The organism is Xanthobacter sp. (genome assembly GCF_041911315.1).
Taxonomy (GTDB): domain Bacteria; phylum Pseudomonadota; class Alphaproteobacteria; order Rhizobiales; family Xanthobacteraceae; genus Xanthobacter; species Xanthobacter aminoxidans.
Genome location: NZ_JAYRPE010000012.1, coordinates 17,066 through 29,295 on the forward strand (window position 1 = coordinate 17,066; position 12,230 = coordinate 29,295).

The window sequence follows — 12,230 nt, forward strand, 5'->3', positions numbered from 1 at the left end:
GCCAATTAAATATGAAGTTGCAACATACATTCGTTTAATGCATACATTCCGGTGCAAGGGATGGAGCGGCTGTGGCCGCACAAGGGCGGGGGCATGCGCATGCTGAATCTGTCTCAGGTTCAGACCTTTCTGGCGGTCATCGATGAGGGCGGCATCCAGTCGGCAGCGGAGCGCCTTGCCTGCTCGCAGCCGGCCGTCTCGCAGCAGTTGCGCAAGCTCGAGGAGTTCGTCGGCGTGCCCCTCGTGGTGCGCAACCGCAGCCGCGCGGTCCCCACCCGTGACGGCGAGTTGTTCCTGCCGAAGGCCCGCTCCCTCATAGCCAGCGCCGACCGTGCCCGCGCCGTCGTCTCCGATCGCCGCCTGGTGGTGCATGCCAGCGGCAACGTAGGAGTCTATCTTGCGCCGCGCCTCATCGCCGTGTTCGAGCGCGACCTGGATCGGCCCGGCACGGTGGACCTCGTCATCACCACCAACCGCCATGCGGTGGACGCCCTCATCGCCGGCGAGGCGGACATCGCTCTCACCGAATGGAGCGAGGACCACCCGGCCGTGGAATGGCAGGGCTGGCGCCGAGAGAAGTTGGTGGTGATTGCCGGCCCCGACCATCCGCTCGCGAAGGAGCGCTGCATTCCGCGCCAGGCACTGCTCGACCATCCCATCATCGGCGGCGAGCCCGGCACCGGCACCGGCCGGGCGCTCGCCGGCATGTTCGGGCCCGATGCTGGGCGCCTGCGCGTGGCACGCCAACTCGGCAGCACCGCCGCCGTGAAGGAGGCGGTCAAGGCCGGGCTCGGCCTTTCCGTGGTGTTCGCCTATTCCGTGGCCGAGGAGGTGAAGGCCGGCACGCTCACCATGCTGGAACTGGAGGAGGCCGACATCTTCAAGACCTTGTTCATCGGCCTCGGCCGCGAAAGCCCGCAATCCTCCATGGCCCGGCGCTTCGCCACCTTCTGCCTCGCCTCCGCTTGATCCCACTCCTGCCGCAAGAGACATCCATGGCTCGCAAGACCCTCGTCACCAACTGGGTCCACCCCGAGGTGCTAGATCTGCTTTCCACCCGCGGTGCGGTAGAGGCCAACACCACCCGCGAGCCGTGGCCGCGCGCGGAACTCCTGCGCCGCGCGCGCGACGCCGACGCCATCCTGGCCTTCATGACGGACCACGTGGATGGCGCCTTCCTCGAAGCCTGCCCGGATCTGAAGGTCGTCGCCTGCGCCCTGAAGGGAGCAGACAATTTCGACATGGAGGCGTGCCGGGCGCGCGGCGTCGACGTGACCATCGTGCCCGACCTGCTCACCGCGCCCACCGCAGAACTCGCCGTCGGCCTCATGATCGCCCTCGGCCGCAATCTGCTCGCCGGCGACCGGCTGATCCGCCAGCACCCGTTCGCCGGCTGGCGGCCGGTACTCTACGGCATGGGGCTCGATGGGGCGGAGGTGGGCATCGTGGGCATGGGTGCCGTGGGCCAGGCCATCGCCCACCGCGTGCGGCCATTCCGCTGCCGCATCTCCTATTGCGACGCGCACCCGCTTTCTCCCGCCGCGGAGGATGCGCAGGGGCTCCTGCGGCGCGATCTGGCAGAGTTGCTGGCACGCAGTGACTATCTGGTGTTGGCGCTGCCATTGAACGCGGAGTCGCGCCACCTGATCGATGCGGCGGCGATCGCGGCCATGAAGCCGGGCGCGCTCCTCATCAACCCCGCCCGCGGATCGCTGGTGGACGAGGCGGCGGTCGCCAACGCCCTAGAGGCGAACCATCTCGGCGGGTATGCGGCCGACGTGTTCGAGACGGAGGACTGGGCCCGGCCTGATCGGCCCGCCGGCGTCGAGCCGCGACTGCTCTCTCATGCCCGCACGGTTCTGACCCCCCACATTGGCTCGGCGGTCGACAGCGTGCGGCGGGACATCGCCCTCGCCGCCGCTCGCAACATCCTGCGCCATCTGGACGGATTGCAGCGGGAGCCACCTTCGCACGATCGCTCTGCCGCCTGACACGGCCCGTCGGTGGCCATCAAGCAATACCAGCGCGACAGCAGCCTTCAAAGCATCATCATGACCAATGCGGAAATTGCGATCGCATCTTCAATCACCTCTTCAGCCGGGCCTTGCGCGAGGTGCGCGAAACCTCGAGCCCGTGATGTGCGTCGCCGTTGCGCGGCGTTGCCGCGCGATGACGGGTGGCGCTGCGATATGTGATGTCTCCGCGCCGCCCGCCATCGGTCATACCCTGCCATGCCGATCCTGCGCGGTGATGGGATTCATGCCGTAGCTTCATGCTCGAACGCCTGCTTTCCCTTGTCGGCCCAGAGCGCCAACGCCTTGTCGCGTTCATCGCTTTGGAGCTTGTCGGCCGCCCAGAGCAGGGCGCCGTAGATGATGGCGCGATCATCGCAGGTCAGGTCCACGATCCCGGCTTTGACGACGAGACCGCCGAGTTCGATCAGATGCCGCGTGCGTTGGCGGCGTTCGACCTGCCAGGTTCGCATATCATGCCGCGCTCGTGCTGCCTGATGCCGGTTGCGCACCGTCCGGTTGCGGTTGAGCGCCGCCCGCGTCGCGGTCAGATGCCGATGCAGATCGCCGCGCCCGGCTTTGAAAGAACGCGGCCCCGCGCTTGGCCCACGCCTCCCTCTTTCCGGCGTCCTTGGTTTCGGCCAGCACGATCAGCGCGCCCGCCAGTTCGTCGACGGTGAGCGCGTCGGCTCCGGTCAAGATCACCAGTTCGCCGAGTTGCTGCACCTTGCGCGTTTTAAGTTCCCGCGCCTTGTCCTCCAGCGCCTTCAGTTCAGCGCCATAGTCCCGTGGTTTCCGCATCGTCGTCTCCATAAGCAATGGATGGAGCGATGATAGTTTCGTGTCGGCCGGAATGCTGTAAGGTTGCCGGGACGGCCTGGAACGGCGCGGACCGTCCCGAGAAATTCATTTCGAGGGCGCGCTTATACGTCGTTCCGACGTGCGCTTGGGAGCAGTATCTGGTCGGTCGCCATGGCGATCTACCATTTCTCCGTTCAGGTCATCGGACGCGCGGCGGGCCGCAGCGTGGTGGCTGCCGCCGCCTACCGCTCGGCCTCGCGGTTGCGCGACGACCGGCTGGGCCGCGATCAGGACTTTTCCGCCAAGCGCGGCGTCGTCCATTCCGAGGTCATGCTGCCGGAGAACGCACCGGAGGAATGGAACGACCGCGAAAAGCTTTGGAACGATGTCGAGGCGTTCGAGAAAAGGAAGGACGCCCAGCTTTGCCGCGAGGTGGAGTTCGCCCTTCCGCGTGAGATGACGGAGCGCCAAGGCGTCGAACTGGCCCGCGATTTTGCCCAAGCCGAATTTGTCGATCAGGGCATGATCGCCGATGTGAACGTGCATTGGGATATCGGCGAAGACGGAATGCCGAAACCCCATGCCCATGTCATGCTGACCATGCGCAGCGTGGACGACAACGGGTTCGGCCAGAAGGTGCGGGAGTGGAACCGCACCGAGCTGGTCGAACGTTGGCGCGAACGCTGGGCCGATCACGTCAACGAGCGTCTTGCCGAACTCGACATCGACGCGCGGATCGACCACCGCAGCCTTGAGGCGCAGGGCATCGGTCTTGAGCCGCAGACCAAGATCGGCGCACCGGCGCAGCGCATCGAGGCTACCGGGATCGAGGCCGACCGCGCCGAGGATCACCGGCGCATCGCCCGCGAGAACGGCGCGCGCATCATCCAGAACCCGAACATCGCCCTGGACGCGATCACCCAGCAGCAATCGACCTTTACACGGCGCGACATGGCGATGTTCGCGCACCGGCACAGCGATGGCATCGACCAGTTCAACGAGGTCATGGGCGCGATGCGCGGCGCGCCCGATCTTGTCGAACTCGGCAAGGACGATGTTGGGCAGGACCGCTTCACCAGCCGCGGCATGATCGAGGCCGAACAGCGCCTGCATCGCGCCACCGCGATGATGGCCGAGCGCGAACGCCATGAGGTGAATGACAGGGGCCGAGAAGCCGCGTTGGCGCGCGCGGCGGATCGCGGGCTGACCCTTTCCGGCGAGCAGACCGAGGCGCTGGCGCATGTCACGGACGGGCGCGACCTTGGGATTGTCGTCGGCTATGCCGGGACGGGGAAGAGCGCGATGCTGGGTGTGGCGCGCGAAGCCTGGGAAGCGGCGGGCTATGAGGTTCGCGGCGCGGCGCTCTCCGGCATCGCCGCCGAGAGTCTGGAAGGCGGATCGGGCATCGCCTCGCGCACCATCGCCAGCCTGGAGCATCGCTGGTCGCAGGGCCGCGACATGCTCACCAGCCGCGACGTGCTTGTCATCGACGAGGCCGGGATGGTCGGCACGCGGCAGTTGGAGCGCGTGCTGTCCCATGCCGCCGAGGCCGGCGCGAAGGTGGTGCTGGTCGGCGATCCGGAACAGCTTCAATCCATCGAGGCGGGCGCGGCGTTCCGCTCGATCCACGAACGCCACGGCGGCGCGGAGATCAGCGAGGTTCGCCGCCAGCATGAGGACTGGCAGCGTGAGGCGACCCGCGACCTCGCCAGCGGCCGGACGGGCGAAGCCCTGAACGCCTACCGCGCCCGCGACATGGTGCATGAGGCTGGAACGCGGGAAGAAGCGCGGCGTGACCTGATCGACCGCTGGGACCGTGACCGGCAGGCCAGCCCAGACGCAACCCGTATCATCCTCACCCACACCAATGCTGACGTGCGGGAATTGAACGAGGCGGCCCGCGAACGGGTGCGCGATGCAGGCGAGCTTGGCGCGGATGTGCATATCGCCGCCGAACGCGGCGTGCGGAATTTCGCCACCGGCGACCGCATTATGTTCCTGCAAAACGAGCGCAGCCTTGGCGTGAAGAACGGCACGCTCGGCACCATTGAGCAGGTCAGCGGGCAGAGCATGACCGTCCGCGCCGACGATGGGCGCAATGTCACGTTCGACCTGAAGGGCTACAACAAGATCGACCACGGCTATGCCGCCACGATCCACAAGGCGCAGGGCATGACCGTGGACCGCGCCCATGTGCTGGCGACGCCCGGCATGGACCGCCATGGCAGCTATGTCGCCCTGTCAAGACACCGCGACGGCATGGACCTGCATTACGGCCACGACGACTTCGCCAGCCGGGACCGGCTTATCAACACCCTGTCGCGCGACCGCGCCAAGGACATGGCAGCGGATTACCAGCGGATCGACCCGGCCCAGGATTACGCCGAGCGGCGCGGCATCACCTTCCGCGAGCACGTCGAGCGTGTTGTGGAGATCGCCCGCCGAGTTCCCGAGAAGGTGCGCGGCATCTTCGACGACTTGCGCCTGCCCGCCGCAGACGGACAGGGGCCGGAAAGGAAGGTGGAGGAAGACCCGGAGGCGGCGTTACGCCGGGCGCGTGGGCGGGCGCTCGTCCGTCATGCCCGCGCCGTCGATGCGATCTTCGCGGCGCAGGATCAGGGCGGCGAGGCCAGACCTGATCAGGTCAGGGAATTGCAGGAGGCGCGCCAGCGGTTCGAGGAGGTGCGCCCCCACGGCTCGCATGACGCCGAAGCGGCCTACAAGAAAAACCCGCAGCTTGCGGCGGAGGCGGCGTCAGGTGACGCCCGGCGCGCGATCCACGCCCTGCAACTGGAAACCGAGTTGCGCACCGATCCCGGCCTGCGAGCCGACCGTTTCGTGGAGCGCTGGCAGAAACTCCACCGGGCCAGCGACCAACGCTATGCGGCGGGCGACTATGCAGGTCACAGGGCGGCGCGGGCGGCGATGGGGAACATGGCGCAGAGCCTCGAACGCGACCCGCAGATGGAATCCCTGCTCGCCAACCGCAAACGCGAACTCGGCATCTCATTCGATTCGGGAATGGGCGTCGCCCGTGACCTCACCCTCACGTTCGGGCTTGGCCGGGGCCGGGGTCTCGGGCTGTAAACCGTCCTATTTACCGCCCCCTCTGCGCCACGGCCCTACGACGGCTAAATCCCTATTGCACAACAATAAACCCTTGCCTTTGCCTCTCCTGGCAGTCCCACGAAAAGCCAGCAGGAGGCAGCCCAGCCATGCGCCAGCCAGATCGTATCATCCGCATGAACACCGTCCGCGACCGCACCGGCCTGTCCCGGTCCACCATCTACCGCAAGATCGCCGAGGGTACGTTCCCGCCCCAGATCAAGATCAGCATCAACGGCGCGGGCTGGCGGGAATCCGACATCGACCGTTGGGTCGCCAACCCCGTGGCGTGGCGGCCCGGAAGCGGGCGCGGCCGCGATGGCGTCTGATCGCGGAGCGCGCTCCCGCGCCCGGCGCGTCAGGCCGCCCACAGCGTCGGAGCAGCTTGAGGCGCTGCTGGGATACCATGTTCCCATGGGCCGACCGCCCAAACACGACCTGTCCATCTGGACCGTCACCGACGATTGGCCGCGCCCCGTTCCGGTCACAGAGGCTGAGATCGAGGTGTTCGAGCAATGGTTCGGCGACCTGTTCGATGAACTATTCTGTTCCGGCGGCTGATGCTTCAGGCGTCGAAATCGACGTTGAAATCTGCCCTCCGACAGACTACTTGTAGTCACAAGTGTCTACATATGTGAGGGCGCAACATGCTGACCATCAACCTCAGAGACGCCAAGGCTGGATTTTCGAGCCTGGTCGATGAAGCCGTCAAAGGAGAAATCGTGACCATCACCCGTCATGGCAAACCCGTTGCGGCCCTGGTCTCGGTTGAGGCGGCGGAGATCGCGCGCAAAGCGCTCGAACGTAAACGGGCGGGCCTTGTCAGTTATCTCAGGACGTTCCCAGGCGGAGAGTTCCCGCGCAACCGCAAACCATCGCGGGATGTCGAGCTTTGAGCGGCTTCCTTCTCGACACCAACGTCGTCTCCATGCTCGCGCCGTCGAAGGCGGAAGCATCCACTGACTTCCTCACCTGGCTGGACCGTATGGACGCCGATGGTCGGCTATTTCTGTCGGTCGTTTCTATCCACGAGATCGAGAAGGGAATCGCGCTCCTCGACCACAAGGGGGCGACGACGAAAGCCGCGAGCCTGCAAGCATGGCTCAGTGGTCTCGTCTCCACATACGATGACAAGATCATTGGCTTCGACGCGCAGGCCGCCGCAATCGGCGGGCGGCTGGAGGCGAAGGCGCTTGCGGCCGGTCACGACCCCGGAATGGCCGATGCCGTGATTGCCGGTATCGCCGCAGCGCATGAACTCGTCATCGTCACCCGAAACACGAAGCATTTCCTTCCGTTCGGCGTCGCCGTGTTGTCGCCTGACGAGGCGGCTGCACAAGGAGGCCCGGCATGACCGCTTCCACAATCCCTCTGCGTGCCGCCCTTTATCTTCGGGTTTCGACGGCGCGGCAGGCCGAGCATGACGTTTCCATCCCCGACCAGAAGCGGCAGGGCGAAGCCTACTGCGCCTCACGCGGCTATCAGCTTGTCGAAACCTATGTGGAGCCAGGCGCATCCGCCACCAACGACCGCCGCCCCGAGTTCCAGCGCATGATCGAGGCGGGGACCAGCAAGCCCGCGCCATTCGATGTCGTCGTAGTCCATTCGTTCAGCCGCTTCTTCCGCGATCACTTCGAACTGGAGTTCTATGTCCGCAAGCTGGCGAAGAACGGCGTCAAGCTGGTTTCGATCACTCAGGAAATGGGGGACGACCCCATGCACGTCATGATGCGCCAGATCATGGCTTTGTTCGATGAATACCAGTCGAAGGAAAACGCCAAGCACGTCATGCGCGCCTTAAAGGAGAACGCCCGGCAAGGCTTCTGGAACGGCGCGCTCCCACCTATCGGCTACCGGGTTGTCGCCGCCGAGCAGCGCGGGGCCAAGGTCAAGAAGAAGCTCGAAATCGATCCGCTGCACGCCGACACGGTACGGCTGATCTATCGGCTTGCGCTGGAAGGTGACGGCACCACCGGCCAGATGGGCGTCAAGAACATCGTCTCCTATCTCAACAGCCGCCGCATCTTCACCCGCGACGGCGGGCGCTGGGGCATCGGTCAGGTTCACCGCATCCTGACCCGTCGCACCTATATGGGCGAGCATGAGTTCAACAAGCGCAGCAAGACCAAGGAACTGAAACCCGTCAGCGAGATCGTCACGGTTCCGGTGCCGCCGATCATCGACCGCGAGACGTTCGACACCGTGCAGGCGCTCTTGAAGGCCCGCAACCCCAAGCTCATCCCTTCCGCCGTTATCAGCGGCCCGACCATGCTCACCGGCCTGATCCACTGCGCCAAGTGCGGCGGCGCCATGACCATCCGCACCGGCAAGGGCGGGCGTTATCGTTACTATGCCTGCTCCATGAAGGCGCGGCAGGGACCGACCGCCTGCGAGGGCATGGCTGTGCCGATGGACAAGCTGGACAATCTTGTCGCCGATCACCTTGAAAGCCAGCTTCTCCAGCCCGAGCGGTTGGAAGCCATCCTCGCCAGTGTTCTCGACCGCAGGCAGGAGCAATCCCAGCGCCGCCGCGAGCACATCGCCGAACTGAACAAGCGTGCTACCGAATCGGAACTGCGCCTGAAACGCCTCTACGATGCCATTGAGGCGGGCGTGGCCGACATCGACGATCCGGCGCTCAAGGACCGCATCGACGGCCTCAAGGCCATCCGCGATCAGGCCAAGGCCGACGCCGAGCGCGCCCAGGCCATGCTCGACAGCTCCGGCTCCAAGGCCGTCACCCCGCAAATGGTCCGCACCTTCGCCAAGACAGCCCGCCAGCGCATCCGCCTCGAAGGCGGCGGCTACCGCCGCGACCACCTGCGCGCGCTAGCCCAGCGTGTCGAGGTCGCGGACGGCGAGGTTCGGATCATGGGATCGAAGACCCAGCTGCTTCAGGCGCTGGTGTCGGGCGGCGGCGTAAGCGCAGTGCCCACTCAGGGACTGAAGTGGCGGAGAGGGAGGGATTCGAACCCCCGATACGGTTGCCCGTATGCCGCATTTCGAGTGCGGTGCATTCGACCACTCTGCCACCTCTCCGCAGAGCCGGCGCCGGAGGAGTTCCGCTAGGGAAATCCATGACGCCGGTGGCGTGGTCGTGCGCTTCTAGCGGACGTTGGGGCGAAGGACAAGCGGTCGCGCGCAGGTCCGTCGCGGGAACATGAACCGATCTGCGCGGCCGGAGCTGGGAACCCCCAGAGTCCAGCGCCACCATGGGGCGAAGCGCACCGCTCACACCGCCTTCAGGTGCCGCAGCGGCCGGCCGGAGGAGATGCCCTGGGCGGCGGCGATGATGGCGGCGGTGTCGAGGCCGTAATGGGCATAGAGGTCGGCCAGCGTCCCGGTCTGGCCGAAATGCTCCACCCCCAGCGCCCGCACGCGGTGGCCCGCCACGGCGCCGAGCCAGCCCAAAGTCGCGGGATGGCCGTCGATGACGGTGACGAGCCCGCAATGGCGCGGCAAGGCCGACAGCAGCCGCTCCACATGGCTCTGCGCCCCGGCAAAACCGCGCTCGCGGGCGCGGGCGGCCGCCGTCCAGCCGGCGTTCAGCCGGTCGGCGGAGGTGACGGCGAGGAGGCCCACGTCGCGCCGGTCCTCGGCGATGAGGGCCACAGCATCGATGGCCTCGGGCGTCACCGCCCCCTGCACGGCGATCACCACGTCGCAATTGGGGCCGGGCTCGCGCAGCCAATAGGCGCCGTCCACGATGGCGCGCTTCTGCGCATCGGTGAAGACGCGCTTCGGCTGCTCCAGCGGACGGGTGGAGAGGCGGAAATAGACCGAGCCGCCGGTCTCGTCGCGCAGCCAGTTGCGCTCGTCGGCGGCGCCATCCCCGTCGCGCTGCACATAGTCGAAGGCGAATTCCATCAGCACCGCCAGCTCGTCCACGAAGGCCGGCTCGAAGGCGGCGAGGCCGTCCTGCGCCATGCCGATGAGCGGGGTGGCGATGGACTGGTGCGCCCCGCCCTCGGGGGCGAGCGTGATGCCGGAGGGGGTCGCGACGAGGATGAAGCGGGCATCCTGGTAGCAGGCGTAGTTCAGCGCATCGAGCCCGCGGCAGATGAAGGGGTCGTAGAGCGTGCCCACCGGCACGAGGCGGGCGCCGAACAGGGAGTGGGAGAGGCCGAAGGCCGAGAGGGTCAGGAACAGGTTCATCTCGGCGATGCCGAGTTCCATATGCTGGCCCGTGGGCGAGAATTCCCAGGCGAAGGTGGAGGGGATGCGCTCGCGGCGGAACACATCTGCCAGCGCCTCATGGGCGAACAGACCGCGCCGGTTCACCCACGGCCCGAGATTGGTGGAGACGGTCACATCCGGCGAGGTGGTGACGATGCGATCCGCGAGCGGGCTGTCGCCTTTCGCGAGGTCCTGCAGGATGAGGCCGAAGCCGGCCTGGGTGGAGATGCTGGGATTGGGCGGCGGGGCGAGCGCCGGCACGGCGAGTGCGGGATCGGCATAGCGGCGCGGGCCGCCCTGCGCGAAGGGCACGCGATCGAGGAAGGCGCGCAGCTCGCCTTCAGGGCGCTTTAGCCCCTCGAAGGGCTCCCATTCGCGGCCGGCGCCCACGTTCATGGACGCGCGCAGGGCCTCCATCTGGGTGGGGGTCATGAGGCCGGCGTGGTTGTCCTTGTGGCCGGCGAGCGGCAGGCCGAAGCCCTTCACCGTGTAGCAGAGGAAGGCCACCGGCCGGTCGTGGTCGATGGAATCGAAGGCGGCGATGAGGGAGGCGATGTCGTGGCCGCCGAGATTGGTCATCAGCGCGGACAGCTCGGCGTCCGAGCGCCGGGCGATGAGGGCGGAGACCTCGCCCTGGTCGCCCAGGTCGTCCATCAGGCGCTTTCGCCAGGCCGCGCCGCCCTGGAAGGTGAGCGCGGAGTATTCGGCGTTCGGGCAGGTGTCGATCCAGCGCTTCAGCGCCTCTCCGCCGGGCTCGGCGAAGGCGGCCTGCTGGAGCGTGCCGTATTTCAGCACGACCACCTGCCAGCCCATGGCCTCGAAGATGCCGGTGAAGCGCTCGTAGAGGCCCTCGCGCACCACGCCGTCGAGGCTCTGGCGGTTGTAGTCGATGATCCACCAGGTGTTGCGCACCTCGTGCTTCCAGCCCTCCAGCAGCGCCTCGAAGACGTTGCCTTCGTCCAGCTCCGCATCGCCCACGAGGGCGATCATCCGCCCCTTGGGCCGGCCGCCGGCGAGGCCGTGGGCGTGGACGTAATCCTGCGCGAGGCTGGCGAACAGCGTCTGCGCCACGCCGAGGCCCACCGAGCCGGTGGAGAAGTCCACGTCGTCGGCATCCTTGGTGCGCGAGGGGTAGGACTGCGCGCCCTTGAAGCCGCGGAAATTCTCCAGCCGTGCGCGATCCTGCCGGCCGAGCAGATACTGGATGGCGTGGAAGATGGGGCTCGCATGGGGCTTCACCGCCACCCGGTCCTCAGGGCGCAGCACATGGAAATAGAGCGCGCACATGATGGCGGCGAGGGACGCCGAGGAAGCCTGGTGGCCGCCCACCTTCAGGCCGTCCGTGCCGGGCCGCAGATGGTTGGCGTTGTGGATCATCCAGCTCGCCAGCCACAGCACCTTCTTCTCCAGTTCGCCGAGCACCGCGAGATCGGCGGTCGAGGGCGGCGCGGGCGGGGTGCGGAGTGCGGGAGCGGCGGAACGGGGGGAGGCCATAGCGTTTCCTCGGCGCGGGTGTCTTCAGCGATGTCTTCTTCAGCGGGCGGGCCGGAGCACCCGCCCGCAACCCGATTGTAGCGTGGGCGGAGCGGCGTTTCCGGTCGAATCGGCCTTACCTTGGCGCGACTTGAGCCATAAAATGCCACGGAACGCAGCCAATGGAGCAGGATCATGCGCCTCGACGCCATCGACCGGAAGATCCTCGCCGTCCTGCAGGCGGATGGCCGCAAGAGCATCGCAGAATTGTCCGGCGAGGTGGGGCTTTCCCCCTCGCCGTGCCTGCGGCGGGTGAAGGCGCTGGAGGAGGCAGGGCTCATCTCGCGCTATGCGGCGGTACTGGACCAGCGCAAGGCCGGGCTGCCGGTGAGCGTGTTCGTCTCCATCAAGCTGGAGCGCCAGCAGGAGGAGGCGCTGGATGCGTTTTCCGCCGCCATTCGGGGCTGGCCGGAGGTGCTGGAATGCTATCTGATGACCGGCCCGCGCGATTACCTTTTACGGGTGGTGGCGGCCGATCTCGACGCCTATGAGCGCTTCCTGAAGGAGAAGCTCACGCGGCTCGACGGCATCGCCTCCATCGAAAGCTCCTTCGCGCTGGAACAGGTGAAATATTCCCACGTCCTGCCGCTGCCGTGACGGCCG

11 protein-coding genes, 1 tRNA gene and 1 pseudogene are annotated in these 12,230 nt (G+C 66.8%); 9 read left to right on the top strand and 4 right to left on the bottom strand.

Annotated features, from left to right (window positions below):
- The first annotated feature begins 99 nt into the window (after positions 1-99).
- Positions 100-969: a LysR family transcriptional regulator gene (locus tag ACE3QW_RS04915; protein ID WP_200671161.1), complete on the top strand. Its 870-nt coding sequence runs from the start codon at positions 100-102 to the stop codon at positions 967-969.
- A gap of 26 nt (positions 970-995) precedes the next feature.
- Complete coding sequence (locus ACE3QW_RS04920) at positions 996-1,991, top strand: phosphonate dehydrogenase (protein WP_063112041.1); 996 nt, start codon at positions 996-998, stop codon at positions 1,989-1,991.
- A gap of 266 nt (positions 1,992-2,257) precedes the next feature.
- Here the strand turns inward: ACE3QW_RS04920 and ACE3QW_RS04925 are convergent, their stop codons facing one another.
- On the bottom strand, positions 2,258-2,485 hold the full coding sequence (locus tag ACE3QW_RS04925; RefSeq protein ID WP_063112040.1) for a conjugal transfer protein TraD: 228 nt from the start codon (positions 2,483-2,485) through the stop codon (positions 2,258-2,260).
- A gap of 1 nt (position 2,486) precedes the next feature.
- Positions 2,487-2,813 carry a conjugal transfer protein TraD gene (locus ACE3QW_RS04930; RefSeq protein ID WP_197430434.1) on the bottom strand — a complete coding sequence of 109 codons (327 nt, stop codon included), beginning with the start codon at positions 2,811-2,813 and terminating at the stop codon, positions 2,487-2,489.
- Between the two features lie 171 nt (positions 2,814-2,984).
- Between ACE3QW_RS04930 and traA the strand changes: the two genes are divergently transcribed.
- The 6 genes and pseudogenes from traA to ACE3QW_RS04960 all read left to right on the top strand — a co-directional run.
- Positions 2,985-5,900: a Ti-type conjugative transfer relaxase TraA gene (gene traA / locus ACE3QW_RS04935; RefSeq protein ID WP_063112038.1), complete on the top strand. Its 2,916-nt coding sequence runs from the start codon at positions 2,985-2,987 to the stop codon at positions 5,898-5,900.
- 128 nt (positions 5,901-6,028) lie between these two features.
- Positions 6,029-6,247 (top strand): AlpA family transcriptional regulator, encoded by a 219-nt coding sequence (locus ACE3QW_RS04940; RefSeq protein WP_063112037.1) that lies wholly within the window; start codon positions 6,029-6,031, stop codon positions 6,245-6,247.
- 85 nt (positions 6,248-6,332) lie between these two features.
- Positions 6,333-6,479: a hypothetical protein gene (locus ACE3QW_RS04945; protein ID WP_229644492.1), complete on the top strand. Its 147-nt coding sequence runs from the start codon at positions 6,333-6,335 to the stop codon at positions 6,477-6,479.
- Positions 6,480-6,565: 86 nt separating this feature from the next.
- On the top strand, positions 6,566-6,814 hold the full coding sequence (locus tag ACE3QW_RS04950; RefSeq protein WP_082772848.1) for a type II toxin-antitoxin system Phd/YefM family antitoxin: 249 nt from the start codon (positions 6,566-6,568) through the stop codon (positions 6,812-6,814).
- Entirely contained in the window at positions 6,811-7,272 is a 462-nt protein-coding gene (locus ACE3QW_RS04955) for a type II toxin-antitoxin system VapC family toxin (RefSeq protein ID WP_063112035.1), read from the top strand. Before ACE3QW_RS04950 ends, ACE3QW_RS04955 begins: the two co-directional genes overlap by 4 nt.
- Positions 7,269-8,897 (top strand): annotated as a pseudogene (locus tag ACE3QW_RS04960) (recombinase family protein); the annotation flags it as partial. The gene ACE3QW_RS04955 and the pseudogene ACE3QW_RS04960, both read left to right, overlap by 4 nt.
- Here the strand turns inward: ACE3QW_RS04960 and ACE3QW_RS04965 are convergent.
- Together ACE3QW_RS04965 and ACE3QW_RS04970 are read right to left on the bottom strand one after the other, a co-directional pair.
- Positions 8,868-8,957, bottom strand: a tRNA-Ser gene (locus tag ACE3QW_RS04965). The pseudogene ACE3QW_RS04960 and the gene ACE3QW_RS04965 sit on opposite strands and share 30 nt — an antisense overlap.
- Before the next feature lie 192 nt (positions 8,958-9,149).
- Entirely contained in the window at positions 9,150-11,588 is a 2,439-nt protein-coding gene (locus ACE3QW_RS04970) for a transketolase (RefSeq protein WP_374250685.1), read from the bottom strand.
- 171 nt (positions 11,589-11,759) lie between these two features.
- On the opposite strand from ACE3QW_RS04970, the gene ACE3QW_RS04975 reads away from it, so the two are divergent.
- A complete protein-coding gene (locus ACE3QW_RS04975) occupies positions 11,760-12,224 on the top strand; it encodes an Lrp/AsnC family transcriptional regulator (protein WP_024281234.1) in 465 nt (154 codons plus the stop codon).
- The last annotated feature ends 6 nt before the right edge of the window (positions 12,225-12,230 follow it).

Bases quoted from the DNA above. Each gene is read 5' to 3' on its own strand.
- ACE3QW_RS04915 (WP_200671161.1), top strand. From the start codon at position 100: ATGCTGAATCTGTCTCAGGTTCAGACCTTTCTGGCGGTCATCGATGAG.
- ACE3QW_RS04920 (WP_063112041.1), top strand. From the start codon at position 996: ATGGCTCGCAAGACCCTCGTCACCAACTGGGTCCACCCCGAGGTGCTA.
- ACE3QW_RS04925 (WP_063112040.1), bottom strand. From the start codon at position 2,485: ATGCGAACCTGGCAGGTCGAACGCCGCCAACGCACGCGGCATCTGATC.
- ACE3QW_RS04930 (WP_197430434.1), bottom strand. From the start codon at position 2,813: ATGCGGAAACCACGGGACTATGGCGCTGAACTGAAGGCGCTGGAGGAC.
- traA (WP_063112038.1), top strand. From the start codon at position 2,985: ATGGCGATCTACCATTTCTCCGTTCAGGTCATCGGACGCGCGGCGGGC.
- ACE3QW_RS04940 (WP_063112037.1), top strand. From the start codon at position 6,029: ATGCGCCAGCCAGATCGTATCATCCGCATGAACACCGTCCGCGACCGC.
- ACE3QW_RS04945 (WP_229644492.1), top strand. From the start codon at position 6,333: ATGGGCCGACCGCCCAAACACGACCTGTCCATCTGGACCGTCACCGAC.
- ACE3QW_RS04950 (WP_082772848.1), top strand. From the start codon at position 6,566: ATGCTGACCATCAACCTCAGAGACGCCAAGGCTGGATTTTCGAGCCTG.
- ACE3QW_RS04970 (WP_374250685.1), bottom strand. From the start codon at position 11,588: ATGGCCTCCCCCCGTTCCGCCGCTCCCGCACTCCGCACCCCGCCCGCG.